Below are 24,020 nucleotides of genomic sequence, written 5' to 3' on the forward strand. Positions count from 1 at the left end.
TCGTAACGGCTGCAGTCGTTGGTTCGATCGTTCATTCGGTGCCGCCGTCCTGCGCCTCGGTCATCGTCAACGGAATGGCCTACCAGCAGTGCGGAAGTACCTGGTACCAGCCTCAATTCGCAGGGACGTCGACGACCTACGTCGTGGTGAATCCTCCTCGATAACCGCATGCGGGAACCACTAAAACCCTTTCTGTTCCTCACTCCATGGAAAGCTCTGGAGGGTCGTTGGCAATCCGACACGAACGAACTTGTCGGTCGCCGCAAATTCGTTCGACCAAGGAGGCACAGTATGGTTCGACAAGCCCAATGCGCACGCACGCTTGTGACGGTGCTCGTTATGAGTGTTGCCGGTACCCTGATAGCCCAGCAGAAGCCGCAATGGTTGCCCGGTCAGGTCGGCTTGAATGCTGGCGCTCTCCCAGCACCCGGCATCAGCTACGTCAATATGGCCGTGCGCTATAACGCAGGAAGATTCAATGGGCCGTCTGGGAACCCTATCCTGACAAATGCGATCAGCGGCAACTTCACGGTCTGGGCTAACGAGAATATCGTGTACTACGTCTCCGACGTAAAAATTCTCGGTGGCCATCCCGCGATGGCTCTCGGCATCGTGCCCGTCAACGGATTTCTCACCGCCGACCTTCTTCCTAATTCGAACAACGTTTCGGTCTCGGCCGGAGGTAGCGGACTTTCCGATCTCTTCGTTGAACCGTTTGCGTTGAGCTGGCATTTGAAGCGAGCGGACGTGCAGGCCGTCGAAGCCATCATCCCGCCAACGGGGCGCTATACCCCGGGGGCATCCGATAACGTCGGGACAGGCTACTTCGGAAATCACGTGCAGACGGGCACCACATACTATGTCACTAAGAACCGAGGCACCAGCGCAAATTTATTTACCGATTGGGAAGTTCATGGAGCGAGGCCAGGCACAAACAACACCAATAAAACTCCGGGGCAGGCCTTCACCGTCGAATGGGGATTGGGCCAGGTTGTTCCAATTAAGAAAAACATGACCCAGCTGCTACAGATCGGCGCCGTCGGATACGACCAGTGGCAGGTGACTGCCAACTCTGGCACGGTACCGATCCCAGGAACTGACCAGATAACCTCGGCGAGTGGCATTCCTTTTTATTCCGTCCACGCTGCGGGCGCCGCGGTGAACTATATCCTGCCGGCGAAACAGATCACCTTGTTTTTCAAGTACTACGATGAGTACAAAGCATACTCCCATTACCAGGGAAGCACGCTGGTATTCGGCGGCACGTGGACCTTTCTAATTCCAAGGCCGCCGGCAGGTGAAAAGTAGATGTCGGCTAGTATTGAGATTCCGTTCGAGCATCGGATCTCGCAACCTCTGGCGTTGCGATAACGAGGGAGATGAAATGGCATCGCAAACTCTCAATGAGATTCGGGGGAGCGCCACTCATCCCGGCATGGTCTGGATACCGGGCGGAACGTTCGTTATGGGCTCCGAAGCGTTCTATCGTGAAGAAGCGCCAATTCATCCGGTGAGCGTGGATGGCTTCTGGATGGATTGCTACGAGGTCACGAATCAACAGTTCGCGGACTTCGTCGATGCGACCGGATACGTTACGCTTGCGGAACGCCCGCTCAGTCTTACGGACTTTCCAGACGCACCCGCTGAGAATCTTGTGCCGGGCTCCATGTTGTTTCACAAAGCTGATCGACCTGTTGATCTAAGAAATTATGGAAACTGGTGGGGCTGGTCGCCGGGCACAAGTTGGCGCCATCCGTTGGGTCCAGAGTCCTCGCTCGAAGGCCGGCTCGAACATCCCGTAGTCCACGTCTCGTACGAAGACGCCGAAGCCTTCGCCGCGTGGGCCCAGAAAGAACTCCCAACCGAAGCAGAATGGGAGTTCGCCTCTCGCGGCGGTCTCGATGGAAAGAAATTTACCTGGGGCGATGAGGACTCATCCGCCGGCATGCCGATGGCCAACACCTGGCAAGGCGAATTTCCGCGGGAAAACCTCCTACACGATGGGTACGAAGGGACTTCGCCCGTCGGATCCTTTCCACCCAACGGCTACGGCTTGTACGACATGGCCGGCAATGTTTGGGAATGGACCAGCGACTGGTTTGTACCGCGGCTCGGCGACGAGATGAAGAAATGCTGCGGACCCACTTCCAATCCGCGCATCGCCTCGCCTGACAAAAGTTACGACGCCAACCAGGCGCAGTTTCGGATTCCGAGGAAAGTAGTCAACGGCGGCTCGCACCTCTGTGCGCCGAATTACTGCTTACGTTACCGGCCCGCGGCACGACAGCCGCAGATGATCGATACCAGCATGAGCCACATTGGGTTCCGCTGCATCTCACGACCTTCAAGGGGCGAAGTCCCGCCAGGAACATCGACGCCTCCTGAAGATAACCGAGGCGTAACCTCTTAGATCTAACATATCTTGATACGCGCCCGACGCGTGCTGTTTGTCGAGCGCACACCGTGGAGGCAACCATGGCACAGGCGGAAGAACAAGCCAGACTCAAAGAAGCCAGAGGGCACATTGCCCCTTGGAAGAAGTGGGGACCGTACCTGAGCGAACGGCAGTGGGGAACCGTCCGCGAGGACTACAGCGCCAATGGCGATGCCTGGGACTATTTCACTCACGATCAGGCTAGGTCACGGGCTTACCGGTGGGGTGAGGATGGGCTGGCCGGGATCAGCGACGAGCACCAGATCTTGTGCTTCGCAATTGCCTTGTGGAACGGGAAGGACCCAATCCTGAAGGAACGACTCTTTGGTCTGACCAACAGCGAGGGTAATCACGGCGAGGATGTGAAGGAGTATTACTTCTACCTCGACAGCACCCCAACTCACTCCTACATGAAGTACCTGTACAAGTATCCGCAGGCTGCCTATCCCTACGACGACCTGGTAAAGACTAACCGGGAGCGCGGTCGAGGCGCGCCTGAATACGAACTATTAGACACCGGGATCTTTAACGACGATCGCTACTTTGATGTCTTCGTCGAGTACGCGAAAGCGGATGCGGAGAACATTGAGATCAAGATCAGCGTCTCCAACCGCGGTCCAGAGGCAGCGAACCTCCACGTGTTGCCGACGGTCTGGTTCCGCAACACCTGGATGTGGTCCGACGCAGGCAGCAAACCCAAGTTGAAGGGGACGACGCAGCCTGGAGTCGGAATGATCTCGGCCCACCATAGCGATCCGCTCTTTCAGGAATCGCTGGCAGACTACGCCTTGTACTGTGAAGGGAACGTACCGCTGCTCTTCACGGAGAACGAGAGTAATAACCAGAAGCTATTTGGAACCAACAACGCATCACCCTATGTCAAAGACGCGTTTCACACCTTCATAGTCAACGGAAATAAGGAAGCCGTCAATCCTGCCATGGAGGGCACCAAAGCAGCGGCCCATTACACTCTGAATGTTGCCGCAGGAAAAACGGAGGTTGTGCGCCTGCATCTCGGACGACTCGCCAGTCAAACGACAACTCCGTTTCAAACCTTCGACGATGTGTTCGCCACGCGACTGAAGGAGGCGGACGAGTTCTACGACAGCATCACGCCGGCGAAAGTCAGAGCCGATCCTGACCGCGCCATGGTGATGCGTCAGGCGATGGCCGGAATGTTGTGGAGCAAACAGTATTTCTACTACGACCTGAATGTGTGGCTGAGAGAGCACCAGGTGGGACCGACAACGCCTCCTGATCTGAGACAGAAGGTCCGCAATGGCGAATGGTTCCACATGTATAACAACGACATCATTTCGATGCCCGACAAGTGGGAGTATCCCTGGTACGCGGCGTGGGATCTAGCGTTTCACATGCTGGCATTCCAGGTCGTCGATCCGGACTTTGCCAAGGACCAACTGATGTTGATCCTCCGCAACGACTACCAGCACCCCAATGGGCAGGTGCCCGCGTACGAGTGGAACTTCGGGGACACCAATCCGCCCGTGCACGCCTACGCCACCATGCAGATATACATGAGCGACAAGGAGCGGAACGACGGCAAAGGCGACCTACAATTCCTCACCTATGCCTTCTCCAAACTTCTGGTTAACTTTACCTGGTGGCTGAACCGAAAGGATCGCTCAGGCAACAATCTTTTCGAAGGCGGATTCCTGGGACTCGACAATATTGGGGTATTCGATCGCAGCGCGCCACTGCCGGGGGGCGGGTATCTCGAGCAAGCCGATGGCACGGCGTGGATGGTCTTCTTCAGCCAGCAGATGCTGCGCATCGCCGTGGAACTGGCGCTGCATTATCCCGTCTTCGAAGAGTTTGTCAGCAAATTCTTCGAACACACCATGTGGATTGCCGGGGCCATGGATCGCATGGGCAAAGCCCAGGACACTATGTGGGATGAGGAAGACGGTTTCTTCTACGACGTGCTGCGGATGCCGAACGGCGATTCGTTTCGCCTCAAAGTGCGATCGATGGTCGGCCTGCTGCCTCTGACCGCTGTCGCCATCTTTGAAGACGACATTCTGGCGAAGCTGCCGAACTTTGCCAAGAGCGCCAAGCTCTTTATGGCGAGACATCCAGAGCTGGCGGCGAATCTTCATATGCCAGGCACACCGGGGCTGGCGGGCAGAAGGCTCCTCGCAACAGTCAACGAGGAGAAGTTGCGGAGAATTCTCACCAGCATGCTGGATGAGAACGAGTTCTTCGGGCCCCACGGCATTCGCGCACTCTCGCTCCGCCACCGCGAACATCCCCTCGAGTTTGATATGGGAGGGCAAAAGTATTCGGTCGGGTATCTCCCTGGCGACTCCGACAACGGAATGTTCGGAGGCAACTCGAATTGGAGAGGGCCGGTTTGGATGCCGGTAAACTTCCTTCTCTACACCGCGCTCATGCGACTGGGCGCTTACTACGGCGACGACTTCACGATTGAGTGCCCCACCGGATCCGGAAACCTGATGAACTTATTCCAGGTAGCCAAGGAATTAGGAGAGCGACTCATCGGAACATTCGTCAAAGACAGTGCCGGCAAGCGACCCGTCTACGGAAGCGAGGAGAAGTTCCAGATGGATCCATTCTGGCGCGACAACGTCCTCTTCTTCGAGTACTTCAACGGCGACACCGGCGCGGGTGTAGGAGCGAGCCATCAGACTGGATGGACTGGATGCATTGCCCGAATCATTCAGGCCAATGGAGCTTTCGATGAAGCAGGCATCGCCAAACCCGATGCTGAACGACGCGCCATCAGGCTGGGACAAGGCCAGACCGAAGAGCAGGAAGCTCGCGCTCTTCTTCTGCGTTGAGGTGATAGAGGTTGCCGAAGAACTCGTCGAAGCCGTGGACAGTGGGCAGAAACTCGTTTTTGTTAGGATCGGGAATGGAACTTCTGACTCTCCTAATCCTCCTCCAAGGTGGCCTGGCCTTATCTGACCAAGCAAGTTCACCACCTGCTCAGGACTTTGCTGTGTCTTCGTGCCACACCGCAGCTCCTTGAGACCGGTCCTCCTCATTGAAGTGGATTCAAAAACGGCGGGAACTCCAATTGAGTCGACCCGAAGGGTTAGCTTTGATCGTTTCCTGATGGGTTCGATCTGAATTCACTCTACTTTTTGCATTGGCAGCGCGACGCGAAATATCGTTCCGCTTTTTCCGTGAACGCTGCTCGTGCGGTATCGCACGTTGCCACCATGTCCATTGACTATTTCTCTCACAACCCATAGCCCCAAACCATTTCCGTCAGCCTTATTCGTCTTGAAAGAATCGAAGAGTGTTCTGCGCATGGATTCTGGTATTCCGTTTCCGTTATCGGCGATGGTCAGGATGACATTCGGCGCCCGCACCGCCACCCGTACATGCAGACTTCCAGAATGCGGCAAAGCGTCAATCGCGTTCAAAAGCAGATTGGTAACGACTTGGAAGATCTCTCCCCTGTTTACAAATGCCAAAGCTACTTCGGAACATCGAGTCTGGACATTGATTCGCTTCATTGAAATCCGATGTTGATGTAGGCGCAGGGCTGTCGTCGCCAAGGCGACTAGGTCAATCTCTTTCGTTCCATGATCCACGCGAACAAATGCCAAACTCCGACTTGTAATCTCACCCAGGCTGCGGAGTTGGCTGTCTGCTTCATCCAGGTATTCGATGCTTTGGCGAGGAGAGGCGGACAGCATTTTAGCTTGAAAGATCAGGTTTGTCAATGCTTCAAGCCGGTTATTCACTTCATGCATTGTCGCGCCAACGAGTCGACCGGCCAACGCGAGCTGATGATTCTGTCGGAGATTTTCTTCGCACGCCTTGAGCTTTCGACCTAAGTCCTCGAAGGAGTCGCAAGCAACAAAGGCCGAGTCCATGCCATGTGAGAGGCCCTAAGGGCTGCTATGGTTGGCCCCTCATCACAATAAGTGTGAATGACTGACGTAGCTAATGAACTGGCCTTTCCCAAAATTGGGGGCTATCCGACTTTTATAGACTGACCTCGCGCTATGCCTGATAATGATGGAGCAATGGAAACGAGTGTCGAAAACAGCGGCCTGGAGGTTCTCGACTTAAGAGTGGACGCTGCGTTCGCGTCACGCCGTTTTCACTCCCGCGACGTCGGGACGCAGATGGCCGCCCTTCAGCGGCTCTCCCGAGCCTTGCTGGACCGGCCTGACACCATTTTGCAAGAGTTGGTGATGGCGGCGGTTGACATGTGTGGTGCAGATAGCGCGGGAATCAGCATCGAGAAGGAAGACGGCAGCGATGAGCAGTGTTACCTCTGGATCGCCACAGCTGGTCAATACTCGGGCTTTCTAAATGCCTTTTTGCCGCGCAACCCTAGTGCTTGCGGGCTTTGCTTAGAACGCGGACATGCGCAGCACTTTACAGTGTCTAAGAAATTTTTCGACATTCTTGGCGTAGAAGCGCCGTTGGTTACGGATGGCATATTGCTCCCGTGGAAGACGGACGATACCCGAGGAACGGTTTTTGTCATGGCGCACGGCCGATCGGAAGCCTTTGATCAAAATGATGCAGATTTGATGACGATGCTCGCTGACTTCGCTGCAATGGGCTACAAACAACAAAAGCAACAGGCTCGTCTAATCTCTCAGGAACGTGCTGCCGCTGCAGCGCAAATGGCGAATCGACTAGCGCATGAGATCAACAATCCATTGCAAAGTATGACAAACGCTGCTTTTCTCGTTGAACAGGGTGATTCGGGTCTAGATCCGAAGGCGCTGGGGCGTGAACTTTCTAACGATATTCAACGCTTAGCGGGGCTTGTGCAGCAGTTGCTGCTGCTACCTGTCGAAAAGATCTAGTCAGCCGTGACCTGTCGGATGCATGGCGGCAGTTCGAGTATCACAGACCTCTCTCAAGGAGACTGAGTGACCGATACGAAGCGCATAATCTTTGTCGTCGATGACGAGACAGTGATCGCTCAGACACTTACCATCATCCTCAATCAAGCAGGATTCGAGGCACATGCTTTTGACCACGCCGAAAAGGCGCTAGCAGCTCGCACACAAATCGCTCCTGACCTGCTGATTAGTGATGTCATGATGCCAGAAATGACGGGCATTGAACTAGCCATTCGCTTCCGGAAAGCGCAACCTGATTGCAAGATTCTGCTCTTCTCAGGGCATGCGGCAACTACTGATTTGTTGCAAAAAGCCCACGAACAGGGACATGACTTCGATCTTCTCTCCAAGCCGGTTCATCCCGCAGATTTGTTAGCTAGGCTACGGAAGTAACCGGGACGAGTATTTGGAGCGTGGAAATGGCGAGTTGGAAGGTCCTTTCACTCAAAACCCTCCCAGATCAAGTCAAGAATTGGCTGGAAGCGAGTCTCGGATCCTTGCGCTTGGGTAGCCCCGCAAGCGTGATCAAGACTGAACATACGGAACCCCAGCGCTAGCCTAAACTTCGTTGTATGAAAAACCCGGTGTCAATAATTGCGGCAACGGCCGATGGCGAAGATGGACTTCTTGTCACATTCTCGGATGGAACCATCGCGGGATATGTCGCGGAGAAGTTGATGGAGTTGAGACCATATCGTGAGCCGACCTCTGTTCTGGCCTATATATCCGGAACTTCCCGCGAGACCAAGTAGTAAGCTTCATCAAGGGTTTACAAATCCGATCAGTCGACAGGGATACAATCTCGAAATGGCCATGTGTAATGCTCCCGATTGTAAGGTGATGGCAGTTGAAGGTTACAGAGAAAGTGCGACCGGGTGCATAACCTGTTGGTGCAGAGCTCACGAAGGCCTCAGCATCCGTTTCGTAGGACTCTCAGGCAAGTATCTTACGGATTCGGAGCTAAAAGCGCTGAGGTAGGTTGCGTTTTGGTTCTCCAATCCCCGTCTTCGAGTCATCATTCCTTCCAAGCCGGGCTTTCGCCACGTTCAGTTCTATAGCGATCGCCGTTCGGCCCATGGCTGCACTCGCTGGAACAACGAACACCTAAGAACGTTGTCATCACTGCCGCAACCAATAAGCTGGCTCGTGTCGCCTGGGCCGTGCTATCGAGCAGTGAACAGTGACGCCCGCCAACAACTACGATGGCGGCCTGAGCAGGCGCGGAAAAGACACCTTCGGATTGGAAGCGCAACGTCGCGCTCCCACTTTACCGCACCCACGTCCACGACGATTTGGAGTTTCTACCAAGGTCTGCACCGGATAGCTAAGACGAACGAACAGTTCCCAACGGCGTGCTTGCAACCTGCTCCCTGAAATGGTCTTCATGACCGTGACGTTTATAAAGAAGAGCACGCGGCGCAACTCATCATGGCCAGGAGATATTTCTACACTTACAGGCCGAATACATTTGCGCAGAGCTGTCATTCGCCTTTCATTTTTCCCTTGCAGTCGTGCGGCGGACCATACATTCCAAGGAGGTTCTCAAGAGCGCCAGTTCTACCGATGTGGTTGCAGACCTCGTCGGATTCAAACCAATGAACCTATTCAACTTTCCTTACAACTGGCAAGCGGTAGGAACCGTTGAGGATGGACGTTTCTGGACCATAAAGCCGCATGGTGAGATTGAAGTTTCCCGCAGGTGACGGAAGCCAGTTTGCGGTGTCGGCGGGTGGGTCCTTCTGAATGAGGATCGTCAGAGAGCCGTCGGTAGCTTTTTTCAGGCCGTCCGTAGTGCTGCCGATGCTGTAACGTCCGAAGTCGTTTTCAACGAAGAGCATATCGGAAGCGTACATGGCCATATTCCAGAAGACGGTTACGGGAGGAAGTTTGTCTGCGTCGAAGTGGAGGACGTATTGATTGCCGCCGGTCAGAGGCTCGCCCTTCTCGTCGACGCTGGTGTTCGGGTAGATAACCTGATCGGAGATTTGGGTCGCCGATTCGTATTTGGCCAGTGCTGCTCGAAGGCCAGAGTCGAAGCCCGCTCGGCCACCCGCGAAGGTGTACTTCCAACCGTTGGTGGTTTCGCCGGCTGCCTCCCATTTACTGTCGACGATCTGCTGGCCGGTGACGATGGCGCGGGCGAGGCCGCGTTTGGCAGCGTCGTCGAGGTTCTGCCATTGGAAGCCCTTGCTGACACTCAGGCCGATCTGACGGAACGAGGCGATCTCTGTGTCGTCGGAGTCGGATGCTACAGATAGTTGTCGCTGCATCCAGTAGCCAAGTTCATCGAAGTAACGAATATCTTCCGGCGCGGAGCTTTCGTAGGCGAGGACAGTAGGGCGTTCGGCTGGGCTCTTGTAGCCGAGACCGTAACGCAGATAGGCCGAGAGGGGTATGGCGAAGAACCCGTTCTGGACCTCCCGAGCTTGCGGTAAGTCAGTTGTGCCATTGACGAACACGCGCACCCCAAGTGCTCCTACGCGTGTGCGGCTTTTTACCTGGGTCATTTCTCCGGGGATGCTGCCGACGAAGTCAGGACCAGTAATGAGATAGACGCCCGGCTGTTCGCCCTTGATGCCCCCCACGTTACGGATGACTTCGTCGAACGAGTCGCCGATCTGGACGATATACCAGCGGGGCGCGGAGAGATTGGGGACGAAGAGGGCGAGGGGCTCATTGGTGACGTCGAAATTACAGTAGCTGTCGATCGTGACGTTATTGGGTGTGACGATGAAGCGGTCTTTGGCGGTCTTGAGGTCGGTGAATTTGTGGAAGTCGTTGAGGAAAGTTCCACCGGCCTTCAAAGAGCCGGGGATCAGTTCGCCGTAGACGTGGAGAGGGAATCCCCATAAGAAGGCTTGCACGCCGAGCGTGTAGGCATTTTCTTCAAGAGCTTGTTCGGATGACATTTTCACTGGAGTGGGCATAGTTCCTCTCAGAGCGAAACGGGTTCAAGATCGGTCATCGTCCAGGATTTGTCAAATAAAGGTTTGTCCGGGCCGTAGAAGCGGAAGAGGGTGAACCACGGTTTGCCGGAGGCGGTGGGAACCCAGTTTGCTTCCTGACCCGCCGGTGGCGTTGGACCGTAGTAGATGTCCACTGAGCCGTCCGGGTTGCGTTGCATCTTCTGGTTGTAGGAGTCGAGGCCGGGGTTGGGCATGTCGCGGATGAGACAAGCGGTATCGAGGTCGTACGCGGTGGTTGCCCAGTACTGTTTTGCGGGTGGGTTCGACGGAACATGGAGGCGGTACGTCTTTTCGCCTGTCAACGGTTGACCGTGCGAGTCGTTTGCTGCGACGACATAAAACGTTGCGGCGCCGAGTTGTTTGGGAAGCGCGAAGGCAACGAAATAGATCACGGCTCGCTCCTCAAGGTAGAGGGTGCTGTCATCCATGAAGCTGAAGCCAGTCTTGGCACCCTTATTTTCGATAAGTGTCCAATGGGTGCCCGGAAACCATGGCTCGCCGCCTCGTACGGCCAGCATGAACTGCTCGTGAGCCTCCTGCGCAGCTTGCTTCAGAATTGCCTTGGTCGCATCGTCGGGGTTGAAGGGTTTTCCCTTCTCGATGCCTAGGGATCGAAGCTGCCCCATGGCTACGAGGTCGCGAGTTTGGACCGGTTCTTCGTTCACCATCCTCGAAAGACTGGCGTAGAAGCTGTCGTCGAAACGGACTACGCCATCGATGAGTTTGCCGGAGGCATCGATGTAGTTCTGTTTAGGCGGGTCAGGCTCCTGCGCCAGGGGATAAAGTTTGATCTTCTTGACGAGGTCGATGGCTTTGACCTGATCCTCATTGGAGGAGGTGATGGGGATCGCGCGGAGCAGACCGTATCCGTTGTTGGTTTGAAATTGGAAAGGGAAGTACCCGGCGGGTATCTTTGCGTTGTAGGCGGGCGGGAGGAGAAGATATTTGCCGCCATTTCCTTTGTCCTGGCCTGCTGCGCCCACGTCGGTGACAGGGACTTCCCAGGCGTCATCCAGGGAGCCGAACAGGCCCGCGCCGACGGTTGGAGGGATTTCCAATACGACCGGACCGTCTTTCAGATTGAAGTTGAAATAGACATAATGTGTGGACGCGTTAGGAGTCGTGAACTGAAATCTCCAATCGGCGGGCTTACCGAAGTAGAGGATGTCGTTGTACTGCGCCCCAGCATCCCGAAAGTAGGCCGTTCGCATCGCGTCCACACTGACAAGCGGCATACCCCAAATAGCGGCCTCTACGGCGCGCCGGCGGACCGTTCTCCGAGTATCTTTCGGAAATTGACTTGAGTTACGCATGCGAGCCACTCCTTTGCCAACTGACCAGACGCAGACTCCGCATCCCATGGTACATCGCTGATTTTGCCCAAGGACAGCATCATCGGTGGCAGTTCGAAAAGTCGGGTTATCGGCAACTTCGCCGACTGTGGGTCAACACGAGATGGGCATCACGCACGGGGACAAGTTTCGACAGCGCCGCCTGACAAGTGGATGACCTCAACGGCATCCGGGCTCTTCGCATTTATGCCGAGTAAGACCTACGCTGCTTTGCAGCGGGTATAAGCTGACACGTCATCCCCAATAGGGAACTGTAGAGCTACCCAAAGTTCACGATTGATAACGTGTTTGCTTTCAAATGCTTGGATTATTACGTTTCCGGCTGTAAACGCCGCTGTAGCGAACAACATTTCTCCTCTGCGGCGCCGTTTGCAGAAACCGGTGGTGCGGTGGAAGCATCCAAGCGCTTCAAGGGACTATCTGTTCCAGGTGGCAAATCGAATGGCCTCCGGTAACGACAAGCCGCAAGAAACTGCTACGCCGTCGGCATCTACGGTCTCGATCAACGAGACGTCCCGTGCCAGATCCATTGCGACCCGCCTTACCGACGCGGAGTTCGGGGAGGTTGAAGCAGCAGCCGCCGACGCGGGTAAGAAGGTGGCTGAATGGCTACGCGAGGCCGCGCTTGCGCACGCCCGTGCGAGTGCTGGTGCAGCGGAGCAAACCGATCCGATCCTACTGGCTGAGATCATGGGGATGCGCTCGCTCATGCTGAATCTGTTCGCCAGAGCGCCAGAAGGTCCACTAACGACCGACGATCTACGCAAGATGTCAGCCTATTCGGACTCCATTAAGGAGCAGAAGGCGCAGGATTATATGGCGCAGAGGCATCGCCGGAACAGCCCCAAAACCACGGACAAGTCGTAATGAAACTCTCCCGCATTCGGTTTGCCTTTCCCTGGCGGATCGCGCTGATCCTGGCACTCCTTCCATGCCTCCCGTTACTCGGCTTCTGGGCTTGGTTGCGGTGGGAAGTTCCGCCACTGCAGCGGTATTATCTGGTGGCATATTGGCACAGTTCCGAACACGCAGATCAGCCTGATGCCAAGACTCAAATCCGATGGCTCATGGAGACGGCTCTCGGGCGTAAGAGGCAGTGGCTGTTCGCCCCCGATGTCACCGAGGGAAGCGAGAGCGAACTCCCTTTGCAACTCTCATCTTTTGCTCTTGAACAAGGATGGACGGGCATAGAAAGAACCGCAGTGGAAAGCGTGGATTCCACCGAGGTCGAAAAGCTCCTGCGTGAAGATTTTTATGACGGCGAAAGTTTCCGCCGACTCGTCAATGAACCGCTCCTCTATGCCGTCGCTGCCTGGCTGCTCGTCGCCTATTTGGGATTCGTGATGAGAGGAGACATCGGGTACGAATGGAGACAGCTTCGACGCGCGGTTACGAAGCCCCAATCGTCATCGAATTATGGAAGGGATTGGACCGAGAATCAAGACGGGATTGCTGCTCCAATCTGGTTGCGAATTGCCCACTGGATTAGTGAGCAGAAAACAGAGCTCGAGTGGCCGAGTTTTGGGCCCGCAATCAGTCGCAGATTCGGTCTCAAGAAGTTGCCAAATCCAGAAACGGTTCGTCGGAGTGACCGACCAGAATCGACTCAAGGTCGTGGCGAGCTTTCTACTGCCCGGCAACTCGCTACTCCACCCTCTTCGCACTCCTCAAAACCACCATCTCAGCGTCGTACTATCTTCCCCGGATCGTCTCCATCGGGTGCTGCGCATTCGCAAGCAGAACCGTGGGACGAATCGAAATGGATTGATTGACGAAGAGACTTCCGATTTCTCTGTGTATTCCAGACCGAATCGCGTATCAACTTGGCGTCTCTTCATGCAACTCTAGGCAGCCTAGATAGCCTTCACATTAACTCCCATCTACTCGTCTCGAAAGGCTGCTTGACGAGAGCTATTTGAGAGGCAAGATGTTCCTATCTTGAGCATGGAGTACGCCAGTTGGAACTCACGAAGAAGGTGTTGTTGGAAACCGTTCTCAAGCAGCGTATCGAGCCTCTATGTACTCAGCTATAACTCTTCCATTGATCGGGTAATTGTCAGTCGTATCACTGGTGCACTACTCCGCTAATTGCTTTGCTTAGGATAGAAATAACCAATAGCCATAAGGGTTTTGTCGATCATGAGTCGAAAAATATTTCGGCAATAACAACCCACTTATCCACAAATCTCGGCTACGATGTGAATCAAGATAGTAATTATTTGCTGTCTCACGGGCCAAGATATGTTGACTATCTCTAAATCGCTGTCTGCTGGACAAGCACGGACGTATCATGCGCGCGAGTTCACCTCCGAACGACAGAACTACTGGAGCCGCGATCAGCAAGGGTATAGCGAGTGGCAGGGGAGCCTCGCGAAGGAGTGGGGCTTAGGCGGCAATGTAGGGGCTGAGGAGTTTGCTTGTTTGAGCGAAGGTCGGCATCCAGCGAACGACGCGCAGCTCGTCAAGCATCAGCCTGCAAGGACCTACGATAATCAGTACGGCAAGCAGATCACCAGTTCAGAACACCGTGCAGGATGGGATGCGACGTTCTCCGCACCCAAGTCTGTTTCGCTAACAGCCCTTGTGGGTGGCGATGATCGCGTGCGTGAGGCGCATCGCGAAAGTGTTCGAGTCGCGTTGCAGGAGTTGGAGCGATACACACAGGCTCGCATTGGTAACGTCCATGCGCCCGAGACAACAGGCAAGTTCGTCGCTGCTACCTTCGAGCATGACACCGCTCGTCCAGTGGATGGCTATGCCGCGCCGCAGCTTCATACTCATGCAGTCGTCTTCAATGTGACTGAGCGAGAAAATGGACAGACGCGCGCATTGCAAGAGCGCAGTCTCTTCCAGTCACAACAATACGCGACCACGGTATACCGATCCGAGCTTGCGTTGAAGCTGCAAGCTCTCGGATATGAGATTGAACGCGGCAAGCATGGCCAGCCGGAGATCAAAGGATATTCGCAGGAGTATTTGGAAGCATCGAGCCCGCGTCGTGTGCAGATCAAAGAACACCTACAGGAGATTGGAAGAGAGGGCGCGGGCGCAGCACAAGTAGCTGCTCATCGCACACGCGACAGCAAGGAGATTCATTCGCCTGAAGAGGTGTTGCAGCAGCACCGCGACCTGGCTGCTCGATTCGGACATCAAGCAGATCGTGTCGTCGCAAAGGCACAGGGACAGCGCCATGAAGTGCAGCCGGAGAAGACGGTGCAACAGGCGGTGACATATTCACGTAACCACGTCTTCGAACGTTCTGCTGTTCAGGACGAACGTGCGATCCTTCAGGCAGCGATAGATCGCAGTATGGGGCAGGCTTCCTACAGTCAGGTGCGACAGGAGTTTGAACAGCGGATAGCGCGTGGGGAGTTTCGGGCGATTGAACGGTCGGATGGCCGAGCGGCTCCACTGTATACGACCTCTGAAATGATCCGCATGGAGCGGGAGATCGTCGGTCACATGCAGCGCGGCAATCAGCGCGGTTATGACGATCCAATGTTGGTATCGCCACAGCTTAGAATCTGGACAGAAGATCGCCATCCTGAGTTGAACCGCTCGCAACGCCAAGCGGTCGATGAGATATTCCTGAGTCGCGAGAAGATCGTCGGCCTGGATGGTGTGGCAGGCGCAGGCAAAACGACGACGCTATCCGTGGTCCGAGAAGGCGCTGAAGCCGAGGGCTACAAGGTGGAAGGATTCGCGCCGACATCTCGCGCGGCACACAAGTTGGCTGAGGCGGGTATGGAGACCTCGACTCTCCAGCGTCACCTTGCGAAAGGAACGCAGCCCGAGAGTGGAGAGAAGCGCTTGTATGTGCTCGATGAGTCCTCGCTTGCCTCCACGCGTCAGATGCACGAGTTCATCGAGCGTCTCCATCGGAATGATCGTGTGTTGTTAGTCGGAGACAGTCACCAACATGAGGCCGTCGAAGCAGGGCGTCCGTTCGCGCAATTACAGGAAGCAGGGATGCGGACAGCGACATTGAATGATATCGTCCGCCAGCGCGATCCCGAGTTGAAACAGGTTGTCGAGCAGTTGGCGCGAGGGCAGGTCGAAGCCGCCGTTGAGAGTCTTGACCAGCAGGGCCGTGTACATCAGGTAAAGGGGCACGATGAGCGTATAGCGGCTATTGCGCGGGAATACGCCAAGTCTCCCAGCGGCACACTTGTCGTTTCGCCCGACAACCGTTCCCGTAGTGAGATCAATCAGCGGATACATGATGAGATGCAATCGCGTGGACTTGTGAACGGGCAAGAGCATCCTGTGAGGACGCTTGTTCCGCGTCAAGAGATGACCGGTGCGGATCGCAGTTGGGCACAGCAGTACCAGGTCGATGACATCTTGCGGTACTCCCGCACATCCAAGGAGACCGGCATCGAGAAAGGCGAGTATTCTCGCGTCCTTGCTGTGAGCGCTCAAGCGAACACTTTGACGGTGGTCCGAAGGAACGGGGAACAGACCACCTATGATCCACGTCGCCAGGTTGGAGTCTCTGTCTACCGAGAGGACGAGAAGAAGTTCTCCGTAGGAGATCGCATCCAGTTCACCGCGCCTAGCCAGGAACTGAAAATTGCCAATCGGGATTTGGGGACTGTCGAGAGCATCGGGCAGGATGGCATGATGCGCTTGCGGTTGGATGATGAGCGGAAAGTCGATTTCAATCCACAACAGCATCCACATGTCGATCATGGGTACGCCGTAACCAGCTACTCAAGCCAAGGCCAGACGGCGGAGCGTGTGTTGGTCAACGTAGACACGGAGTTTGTGGCAAAGGATCTGCTCAACAGCCGCATGGCATATGTCTCGATCTCGCGCGGTCAATTTGACGCGCAGATATTTACCGACAGTCTGGAGAAGTTGCCAAAGGCATTAGGACATGATGTTTCTCACCAGAGTGCCTACAAGCCGGAACAGGTTATTGCTTTACCTCAGCCGAAGATTGTGACGCCGAAGCACGACTTGGAATTGAGTATGGGGTTCGGGTTAAGTCTTTGAAGGGATTAGCGCTGGAAAGTTGAAGGCGCTATTGCTTGCCGATCTTAGAGAGGGTAGGGCAGTTTGAATAGCACCACAATTTTTAGTAGAGGGGATGGGAAATATGCCGGCAGAGAGGGTTATTGATTTCGACCGAGGCGGATCGAAGCCGTCGCAGCAGGAAAACACTGAGCTGTCGTTCAAGCCTAACCGCAGAAAGCCTCCACAGAGGGTCACGGTGGCTCCAGAAGATAAGTTGCTTGTCGGGCGCGAACAGGCTGCTCAACTTCTGTCTATTAGTCAGCGTGCCCTGGATTACTTAATTGCCTCAAAGCGTCTGCCTACGCGACGGATTGGTGGTCGAGTCCTAATCCCTGTAATGGACCTGCGAAGGTATGCCGGTTGCGACCATCCGGAGAACATCGTGACTTATCCATCCGACCGCACAGGATGAAATCGTTCGCGCCGCGAGTTATTCTCTGCTACACCAGCGCTTCTAGTCCGTGCTTATCGACGACAAACAACAGCTTTAATGCCATTCCGCTCGGCTGCTTGGCCCCCGTCTCCCATTTTTCAACGGTGGACTCACTGGTGTTCAGATAACGGGCAAAAACAGGTTGGCTGACGCGATGCCGTAGTCGCAGCTTTTTGATTTGTGCGGGCTTCAGGGCCGGCGGCGTCGTCAAACAGGCTTCGTCAAATCCCTTCATCGTGGTCTTGTCGATCGCTCCAACCCTCTGCAGGGCCGCAGCGGAAGAATGGATTGCCTCAAAGGCATCGCTCTTGAACTTATGCTTAGTCGCCATTGCAAATCTCCATCCAGTCTTGATCTCGTATTAGCTGATTCACTTGCTTCGGTGTGAGCCTTCCGTAAGCCTTCGTCAGCTTGCGAAACTCGACCAACTCATCGTCGTCAATGTTCGCCCGATATTGCTTGGCGAATAAATACTCGTAAATCCAAAATGAGCCAGCCCTGGCGAGGATGATGGAGCGGTATTGATTCTTTCGCTTCTTATAGACCCCACCGCCCAGGTCGTCCGCCTGCCCATGCATAACCTGCGAAATCGCAGCGCAAAGCTCCTCGTCCCCGATGTGTGCTTTTCGAGCCGCTTTTGCAAACCATGAAGTCTTGAAAGTTCTCACGGAGTTATAGCCGGAGTTTTCATTCCAAACAGTGTAGCACTGGGTGCAACCGTATGCTCAGAAATAAATCATTTCGCGTTTGCAGAAGTACCCGTCGCTGTGACGTCCGTCAAGGCGCTGCGCCCGCCGTGCGGCGTGCTACGCACGGCCCTGACAACCGCCTTCTCGACGGGAGGAGGCCCGATATGAGGAGCATATCTGTTCCTCTCTTCTCGAAGAGAAGCTAGCCTTCATGATTACCTATACATTGCGAGATCGTGACAAAGCCGCGTTCATTTCACTCGATACATGCGCTTTGCTGAGGTGTGTGTACCGAGCGCTCATCGCAATTGTCTTGTGCCCCAACACCTCTTGGATCACCTTCTGATTCGCGTTGTTCGCAGCAAGGCGTGAACCGGCGGTGTGCCGGCTAAGCTGGTGCCATCCAAGATCGGTGACGCCTGCCTCGCGCTTGGCTTTCTCAAACCACTGGCGATTCTCCCGGATCGTGAACACCCTGCCGTCGAGCCTCATATGCCTCGTTTCTCGATCACCTCGGAGCTCGCGCATCCGATCTTGAATTTTCCGCTGATCTTTGAGGGCCGCGTTGACGTCATCGGTCATGGGAACGGTGTGCGGCACGCCCGTCTTGGTATCGGGCAAGGTGATGAGACCCAGTTTGAAGTTGATATCGTCCCAGGTGAGTGCGTACTGATTGCCTTTGCGCATTCCGGTTTGAGAGCCGACTGTAATCTCATTGGGATGCTCGCGCAGCTCCAGCCGAGTCATCTCGTACTCCTCGGGTGTCTCCGCAATCCATGTCTCTAAGACGGCGCGGAGCTGATCTTCTTCGGCATCGCTCATCCAACGGGGCAGGCCAAGCGTGACAGCGAAGTGAGAGACATCGCGGCATGGATTTGATTCCACCAGGTCTCGCTCCTTCGCGTACGTATACACAGCCGACAGGGTGGACTTGTAGCGGTTCAACGTGCCCGCGGCCCGTCCGAGGGAGATGAGCCAGTCCTTGATCTCGTGAGGCTGTACCGAAGCTGCTGAACGCTCGCCAAACGCTTCTTTAATGACTCTCAGCCTTTGCGGAGGATTCACCTGGTCTTTAGGGCGTTCAGGGTTGTTCGGATTCTGGATGTGGGCGAGGTACTGATCGCAAAGTTCACTGACCAGCAGGCTGTTGACTCGGTATTGCCGCAATTCTTTTTTTTCGGACAAGGTCAGAAGCGGTTCCGCGGCGCTGGAGGGAAGGGAAGCGACCCCTTCTTTGTGCTTCAGTCCTTTTGCGGTCTCAAGCCAGACCAAAGCAGCATCACGACTGAGGAAGTTCTTTCTGACGCGGCTTTGGCCGGCCTTGTATTGCGCCTCCCATGTACCTCGGTTAGGGCGGAATTTAATGCCTCGAATGTCCTTTGGCTTTCTTGCCATCGATACCTCCCAAAACCATTATAAAATCTTGGTGGCACTTTGGTGGCACTTTTGTACCGGTAATTCTGCGTCGATTTGCAAGCCTCTGCAAACGCGAAGTCATCGTAAGTATATGTATTGAATAAACTTATTAGCTTCAGTGCGTTTTGATGCAACCCACTGCAAACCCGAAAAAACGCACTCTCAAGGCGAAGAGTCCGGGTTCGAGCCCCGGTAACGCTACCAAATAATCCCCCAAAATGAATAGTTTGCATAGTTCCCAAAAAGCTTGCAAGATGCCTGGAGGCTAGATGGTCCCATCCCGTTTCGTCTCCCCATCGATTGCGTGCTAGTGTTTGTCATTGCAATTTATCTAGCTCTTACCGGCACGAGATGGAGCAAGCCACCGTGGAAAAGATCGACAGGTTTGTCGAAAATCAGATTTCGGGAATTCAGAAGGGCGTCATCATTGCACTGGCGGCCATGCTGGGTGTTGTCGTGATCCTTTCCACCCTCCATTTGGCCCTGCTGGTTTGGGAGCAGTTTTGGGCTCCCCCTCGCTTTCTTATCCCGGTCCAAGGCCTTCTCGAGATCTTCGGATACTTTCTGCTCGTTCTCATCGGAGTTGAGCTGCTGGAAACGCTCAAAGCCTACATGATCAAGGACGTCATTCACGTGCGAGTCGTGATCGAAGTAGCTCTCATCGCGATGGCCCGCAAGGTGATTGTTGAAGAGCCGAATAACGTATCAAGCCTGACCCTCTTCGGAATTGCGGCGCTCATTCTCTCTCTCGGCATTGCGTATTACTTTGAGAGGCAAGGCAAACGGGAAGTCACTCCCACCCCCTGAGCCCTCACTTTGTGCTGGCTGCTTATTCGCAACCAGCCATCAGTTGCACCCTATTGCACCGTATACGTGTGCGTTCCGCTCCCGATCGTCTCCGCCTTCTGCCCCGGTAGCTCAATGGTCGCCGTAGTATTTCCCGGAATCGTCACCGTAAAGCGATGCTCGCTCTGCTTCCAGTCCGACACAACCGTGCCATACGCCGAGTCATACTCGACATGCAGCGCAGGCAGCGCCGCATCGAAGTGCGGACGAATCGTCAGGTGATGGAATCCCGGCCCGCCCGCATCCGTATCAATCCCTGCCGCCCGCCGATACACCCACGCCATCACTGACCCGAACGCGTAGTGGTTATACGAGTTCATACTCGGATCCCCCGTGTCGCCGTTCCACCGCTCCCACCACGTCGTCGCGTCCTTTTTCACCATGTATCCCCACGAAGGATAGGTGTCCGACAGCAACAACTTAAACGCCAGGTCCGTCCGCTGATTCTCATCCAGCACAAATAGAAGAAACGGCGTTCCCAGAAATCCCGTCGTCAAATGATCGCCATGTGCGTGAATATTTTTCGTCAAGCGATCCACCATGCTCGCACGCAGGGAAGCCGGCGCAATGCCAGTAAACAGCGTCGCCAAATACCCGGTCTGCGTCTCACCGGCAACGCTGCCGTCCTCCTTCACAAACGCCGCGCGATACGCAGCAGCAATGTGTTCATACTGTTGCCGATACTTCTCCGCCTCCTCTGGACGATGCAGCGCCGTGGCCATCTCCGCCATCTCCCGAGTCACCAGCGCCCAGTACGCCGTATCAATCAGCGCACTCGGCGTGTGCTGGTCCGGCGCTAGCCAATCGCTGTAATCGTTCCCAACCGCCTTGTGCCGAATCCAGTCAGGATTGTTGCTCGCAATAAACTCCATCCACCGTTGCATCGCCGGCCATGCATGTTCCGCCACGCGGATGTCACCGTACTGCAGCCACGCGGCATAGGGAATGAAGATCCCCGCGTCGCCCCATCCAGGCGCGCCCGGCCCCGGACCCAGCACGTTCGGCGACACGTCCGTAAATGCTCCTTCGGCAGTCTGCGCGTCCACCACATCGTCCATGAACTTGTGCGTGAACGCGTCAATATCGAAGTTGTACGATCCCGTGCGCCAGAACACGCCAGCATCGCCCATCCATCCCAGCCGCTCATCACGCTGCGGACAGTCCGTAGGAATCGACACAAAGTTCCCGCGCTGCCCCCACGTCCCCAACTGGTTCATCTTGTTCAGCGTTGCGCTGGAGCTCATGAGCCGGACGGTCGGCGGCTCTTGCAGACTGTTGTACACCAGGCCGTCAACGGTCGAGACCGTCGGCGGCGCAGCAGGCTCGCCACCCAAATACGAAATCTCAACATACCGAAATCCATGAAACGTAAACGCAGGCGTCCAGGTCTCTTCACCATTCCCCGAAAGAACATACGTGTCGGTAGCATCGGCATTGCGAAGATTCGTCGTGTAAATGCTCCCGTCCGGATTGAGCCGTTCCGCATAACGCAGCTTCACCACCAACCCACGCGGCCCGCGGACATGCAGGCGCACGTTTCCCACCATGTTTTGCCCCATATCAAATACAGCAGGATGCGCGGCGTTTGCCGGATTGATCGCAATTGGATGAACAGTCAGCGTAGTGTGTATCGGAAGATCCGCCTGTGCTGTCACCATCATGGCGCTATCCGGCGGAGTCCCCACCACGGCAGGCGTCCATCGAGAAGCATCAAAGTGCGGCGCACTCCATCCAGCTTTCTCCAGCCGCGCATCGTACGACTCGCCCCCATAAATCTCCGCGAACGTAACCGGCGACGACGCAGTCAGCCACGACGGATCGGTCACAATCGTCTGATGGCTGCCATCATCCATCGTCACGTCCAACTGCGCCCTCAAAAGATTCGGCCCGGGATAGTCCCTATATCCAGCCCACGTCATTGGCGAGCTGTACCAGCCGCCACCCAGCACCACCCCAATCGTGTTCTCCCCGCGCCCCAGCAGCGAAGTCACATCATACGTCTGGTAGAGCACCCGCTTATGAAAGTCCGTCCACCCCGGGCTGAGCAAAGTTCCCGGCACCACGCGCTTGCCATCCAGAAACGCTTCATACGCCCCCAGCGCCGTAATACTAAGCCGAGCCGACCGCACGCTCGCCTCAATGCGAAAATCCTTACGCAGTAGCGAGGCGTCCGTAGAAACGCGATCCGGCCCCGCCACTTCACGCCGCCGATCCGTTCCCAACGCAAAGTCCGCAGAGATCGGCCCCGCAATCGCAGCAGCCTGCCAAGCCTCATCGGATCCAGCGCGCGCTTGCCACCGATCATCGCTCACAATACGCTCTTCCTCCCCGTTTGCCAGCCTCACATGAATAGACGCGGCCACAGCAGAAGGCGCAGTCTCCGTCGGCGATCCCGCCCTTTGCGACGTAACCTTCAGCTCAATCTCGTTGTCGCCGGCATGCAGCAGCCCCGCAAGCTCCTCGCGATCAAACGCGCCCCATTCATCGTGGTGCCCCGTGACAGTTCCATTCACACGAGCGGTGAAATGTCCCCGCACCAGCACGTGGAGGCTTGCCGCCTGCGGCTTTGAATCCAGATGCAATCGGTATCGAAACTCCGCCGGCGTCGCAGAGGGTACCCGCCTGGCATCAGCAACTGGAAGCCATATCCATCGAATCGCCTTCAATTCCTGCTCGTCCGCAGGATCATGACGCGTAATCCAATCGGCCTTCCAGTCGCCCGCGTTCATCAACCCAGTCTCAAACCACGCCGCAGGAGAAACCGTCTCCTTTCCATGACTATCCCACACCATCACCTTCCACACGTAACGTTGTTGAGATCGAAGCGGCGCCCCGCCATACAGAATGTCCACCGACTCCGACGATGTCACCCGCCCCGAATCCCATACCGCAGCCTTGCCCACGCGTAGGTGCTCCGCATCCGTCCCCACCAATATCTCGTACGCCGATTGCATCCAGTTCGGAGTCTTCGCATCACTCTGCCACGAGAACACGGGCCGCGCCGTATCGATGCCGAGCGGATTCTCGAGCGAATTCGTCCGGAGATGAACCGGCGCCGCACAGGCACACACCGAGAACGCCAAAACAAACACCGCAACCTTCGACATCTTGTAAAGGGATCCAATCATAAGTGGAGCCATCCTATCCATCAGTGCGTAGTTTCTGCAATCGAGCGACAAGCTGCAGGGATTCGCCCATCGCCGCAGACACCGGCTCCGTCGCCATCGGCGCCCTCCACGAATTGACGCGCTCCCAACCCCTCTGCGAAACTTCGCCTATGCGCTACAGCGGAAAAGTAGAGTTCGCCCACGCGCGAAAGCTTCGCAGCAGCAACACGCGCCTCTACCGCGCCGCCCACTGGCCCATCTGGATCTGGGTCTTCTTCCTCGCCCCCGGTCCTCTCACCTTCAGCCTCTTCGCCAGCGGCCTTCACCGCGGCAACCTCATCTGGCTCACACTCGTACTCATTGTCACCGGCATCGCCGCACTCCGCGGCAGCCTTCCCGGTGCCGAACCTCGCCCCTACATCCTCCGCTTCGACGAAGACAAGCCCAACCCTCTCTACCGCCGCGTCTGCTACACCTTCGCCTGGAACGCCGTCCTCAGCTTCGCCTTGCTCAACCTCGCGGGCCTCGCGGTCGCCGTCATCACCGGCACCTGGTACCTCAAGCAGATCTACCACTACGCCTACGCGCCGCTCTGCCTCCTGATCCTCCTACTCGGAGCCCTCGGCAAGCTCCCCCGCGTCGGCCGCTCCACCCTCGGCGAGGGCACCGAGCGCCGCTACTTCTACGGCTCGGTTTGGGCTGTCACTATCGGTCAAGCCGTCCTCATGCTCCTTTGGAAGCTCCTCCCCCACACCCGCGCTGCCGACCTCATCAAGCTAGGCGTCTTCGTCTCCATCCTGGCCCTCGTAGGACTCGCCGCGCACAGCGGCAAACTCCCCCGCACCCGCCCCATCCTGCCAGGCGAATCCATGGTTGCCGACTAGGCGCCAGGAAATCCCGAA

The 24,020-nt window shown here is 55.9% G+C and carries 18 protein-coding genes; 11 read left to right on the forward strand and 7 right to left on the reverse strand.

Annotated features, from left to right (window positions below; translation table 11 throughout):
• The first annotated feature begins 291 nt into the window (after window positions 1–291).
• From GSQ80_RS18920 to GSQ80_RS18930, 3 genes are all read left to right on the forward strand, one after another.
• A complete protein-coding gene (locus GSQ80_RS18920; RefSeq protein ID WP_158789236.1) occupies window positions 292–1,308 on the forward strand; it encodes a transporter in 1,017 nt (338 codons plus the stop codon).
• 76 nt (window positions 1,309–1,384) lie between these two features.
• Entirely contained in the window at window positions 1,385–2,410 is a 1,026-nt protein-coding gene (locus tag GSQ80_RS18925; protein WP_254059778.1) for a formylglycine-generating enzyme family protein, read from the forward strand.
• A 65-nt stretch (window positions 2,411–2,475) separates the two neighbouring features.
• A complete protein-coding gene (locus tag GSQ80_RS18930) occupies window positions 2,476–5,253 on the forward strand; it encodes a glucosidase (protein ID WP_216850446.1) in 2,778 nt (925 codons plus the stop codon).
• A 294-nt stretch (window positions 5,254–5,547) separates the two neighbouring features.
• On the opposite strand, the gene GSQ80_RS18935 is transcribed toward GSQ80_RS18930, so the two are convergent.
• Window positions 5,548–6,177, reverse strand: coding sequence for a sensor histidine kinase (locus GSQ80_RS18935; RefSeq protein WP_158789237.1), 630 nt, complete (start codon window positions 6,175–6,177; stop codon window positions 5,548–5,550).
• A 255-nt stretch (window positions 6,178–6,432) separates the two neighbouring features.
• Between GSQ80_RS18935 and GSQ80_RS18940 the strand changes: the two genes are divergently transcribed.
• Together GSQ80_RS18940 and GSQ80_RS18945 are read left to right on the forward strand one after the other, a co-directional pair.
• Window positions 6,433–7,251, forward strand: a complete 819-nt coding sequence (locus GSQ80_RS18940) for a GAF domain-containing protein (RefSeq protein WP_254059779.1) — start codon at window positions 6,433–6,435, stop codon at window positions 7,249–7,251.
• A 66-nt stretch (window positions 7,252–7,317) separates the two neighbouring features.
• The gene (locus GSQ80_RS18945) at window positions 7,318–7,683 is read left to right on the forward strand and encodes a response regulator (RefSeq protein ID WP_158789238.1); all 366 of its coding nucleotides are present in this window, start codon (window positions 7,318–7,320) and stop codon (window positions 7,681–7,683) included.
• Window positions 7,684–8,891: 1,208 nt separating this feature from the next.
• Here the strand turns inward: GSQ80_RS18945 and GSQ80_RS18950 are convergent.
• Together GSQ80_RS18950 and GSQ80_RS18955 are read right to left on the reverse strand one after the other, a co-directional pair.
• Window positions 8,892–10,217 (reverse strand): DUF1254 domain-containing protein, encoded by a 1,326-nt coding sequence (locus GSQ80_RS18950; RefSeq protein WP_216850448.1) that lies wholly within the window; start codon window positions 10,215–10,217, stop codon window positions 8,892–8,894.
• Between the two features lie 8 nt (window positions 10,218–10,225).
• Complete coding sequence (locus GSQ80_RS18955; protein ID WP_158789239.1) at window positions 10,226–11,569, reverse strand: DUF1254 domain-containing protein; 1,344 nt, start codon at window positions 11,567–11,569, stop codon at window positions 10,226–10,228.
• 480 nt (window positions 11,570–12,049) lie between these two features.
• On the opposite strand from GSQ80_RS18955, the gene GSQ80_RS18960 reads away from it, so the two are divergent.
• The 4 genes from GSQ80_RS18960 (at window position 12,050) to GSQ80_RS24005 (ending at window position 17,039) form a co-directional block, all read left to right on the forward strand.
• On the forward strand, window positions 12,050–12,475 hold the full coding sequence (locus GSQ80_RS18960; protein WP_158789240.1) for a hypothetical protein: 426 nt from the start codon (window positions 12,050–12,052) through the stop codon (window positions 12,473–12,475).
• Window positions 12,475–13,380, forward strand: coding sequence for a hypothetical protein (locus GSQ80_RS18965; RefSeq protein WP_158789241.1), 906 nt, complete (start codon window positions 12,475–12,477; stop codon window positions 13,378–13,380). Before GSQ80_RS18960 ends, GSQ80_RS18965 begins: the two co-directional genes overlap by 1 nt.
• A 469-nt stretch (window positions 13,381–13,849) precedes the next feature.
• On the forward strand, window positions 13,850–16,606 hold the full coding sequence (gene mobF / locus GSQ80_RS18970; protein ID WP_158789242.1) for a MobF family relaxase: 2,757 nt from the start codon (window positions 13,850–13,852) through the stop codon (window positions 16,604–16,606).
• Window positions 16,607–16,709: 103 nt separating this feature from the next.
• Complete coding sequence (locus tag GSQ80_RS24005; protein ID WP_158789413.1) at window positions 16,710–17,039, forward strand: helix-turn-helix domain-containing protein; 330 nt, start codon at window positions 16,710–16,712, stop codon at window positions 17,037–17,039.
• A gap of 28 nt (window positions 17,040–17,067) precedes the next feature.
• On the opposite strand, the gene GSQ80_RS18980 is transcribed toward GSQ80_RS24005, so the two are convergent.
• The 3 genes from GSQ80_RS18980 to GSQ80_RS18990 form a co-directional block, all read right to left on the reverse strand.
• Entirely contained in the window at window positions 17,068–17,391 is a 324-nt protein-coding gene (locus GSQ80_RS18980; RefSeq protein WP_158789243.1) for a DNA-binding transcriptional regulator, read from the reverse strand.
• Window positions 17,381–17,728 carry a type II toxin-antitoxin system RelE/ParE family toxin gene (locus tag GSQ80_RS18985; RefSeq protein WP_158789244.1) on the reverse strand — a complete coding sequence of 116 codons (348 nt, stop codon included), beginning with the start codon at window positions 17,726–17,728 and terminating at the stop codon, window positions 17,381–17,383. Before GSQ80_RS18985 ends, GSQ80_RS18980 begins: the two co-directional genes overlap by 11 nt.
• Before the next feature lie 240 nt (window positions 17,729–17,968).
• Window positions 17,969–18,934 (reverse strand): site-specific integrase, encoded by a 966-nt coding sequence (locus tag GSQ80_RS18990; RefSeq protein WP_158789245.1) that lies wholly within the window; start codon window positions 18,932–18,934, stop codon window positions 17,969–17,971.
• A 597-nt stretch (window positions 18,935–19,531) separates the two neighbouring features.
• Between GSQ80_RS18990 and GSQ80_RS18995 the strand changes: the two genes are divergently transcribed.
• Window positions 19,532–19,972, forward strand: a complete 441-nt coding sequence (locus GSQ80_RS18995) for a phosphate-starvation-inducible PsiE family protein (protein WP_158789246.1) — start codon at window positions 19,532–19,534, stop codon at window positions 19,970–19,972.
• A 50-nt stretch (window positions 19,973–20,022) separates the two neighbouring features.
• Here GSQ80_RS18995 and GSQ80_RS19000 read toward each other — a convergent pair whose 3' ends face one another.
• A complete protein-coding gene (locus GSQ80_RS19000) occupies window positions 20,023–23,139 on the reverse strand; it encodes a family 78 glycoside hydrolase catalytic domain (RefSeq protein ID WP_254059780.1) in 3,117 nt (1,038 codons plus the stop codon).
• Window positions 23,140–23,162: 23 nt separating this feature from the next.
• On the opposite strand from GSQ80_RS19000, the gene GSQ80_RS19005 reads away from it, so the two are divergent.
• Window positions 23,163–24,002 carry a hypothetical protein gene (locus GSQ80_RS19005; protein ID WP_254059781.1) on the forward strand — a complete coding sequence of 280 codons (840 nt, stop codon included), beginning with the start codon at window positions 23,163–23,165 and terminating at the stop codon, window positions 24,000–24,002.
• Window positions 24,003–24,020 lie beyond the last annotated feature (18 nt).

Origin of the sequence: Granulicella sp. L46 (assembly GCF_009765785.1) — a bacterium.
Taxonomy (GTDB): Bacteria; Acidobacteriota; Terriglobia; order Terriglobales; family Acidobacteriaceae; genus Granulicella.

Coding starts and splice junctions, on each gene's coding strand:
- GSQ80_RS18920 (WP_158789236.1), top strand. CDS start 292: ATGGTTCGACAAGCCCAATGCGCACGCACGCTTGTGACGGTGCTCGTT.
- GSQ80_RS18925 (WP_254059778.1), top strand. CDS start 1,385: ATGGCATCGCAAACTCTCAATGAGATTCGGGGGAGCGCCACTCATCCC.
- GSQ80_RS18930 (WP_216850446.1), top strand. CDS start 2,476: ATGGCACAGGCGGAAGAACAAGCCAGACTCAAAGAAGCCAGAGGGCAC.
- GSQ80_RS18935 (WP_158789237.1), bottom strand. CDS start 6,177: ATGCATGAAGTGAATAACCGGCTTGAAGCATTGACAAACCTGATCTTT.
- GSQ80_RS18940 (WP_254059779.1), top strand. CDS start 6,433: ATGCCTGATAATGATGGAGCAATGGAAACGAGTGTCGAAAACAGCGGC.
- GSQ80_RS18950 (WP_216850448.1), bottom strand. CDS start 10,217: ATGCCCACTCCAGTGAAAATGTCATCCGAACAAGCTCTTGAAGAAAAT.
- GSQ80_RS18955 (WP_158789239.1), bottom strand. CDS start 11,569: ATGCGTAACTCAAGTCAATTTCCGAAAGATACTCGGAGAACGGTCCGC.
- GSQ80_RS18960 (WP_158789240.1), top strand. CDS start 12,050: ATGGCCTCCGGTAACGACAAGCCGCAAGAAACTGCTACGCCGTCGGCA.
- GSQ80_RS18965 (WP_158789241.1), top strand. CDS start 12,475: ATGAAACTCTCCCGCATTCGGTTTGCCTTTCCCTGGCGGATCGCGCTG.
- mobF (WP_158789242.1), top strand. CDS start 13,850: ATGTTGACTATCTCTAAATCGCTGTCTGCTGGACAAGCACGGACGTAT.
- GSQ80_RS24005 (WP_158789413.1), top strand. CDS start 16,710: ATGCCGGCAGAGAGGGTTATTGATTTCGACCGAGGCGGATCGAAGCCG.
- GSQ80_RS18980 (WP_158789243.1), bottom strand. CDS start 17,391: ATGGCGACTAAGCATAAGTTCAAGAGCGATGCCTTTGAGGCAATCCAT.
- GSQ80_RS19000 (WP_254059780.1), bottom strand. CDS start 23,139: ATGATTGGATCCCTTTACAAGATGTCGAAGGTTGCGGTGTTTGTTTTG.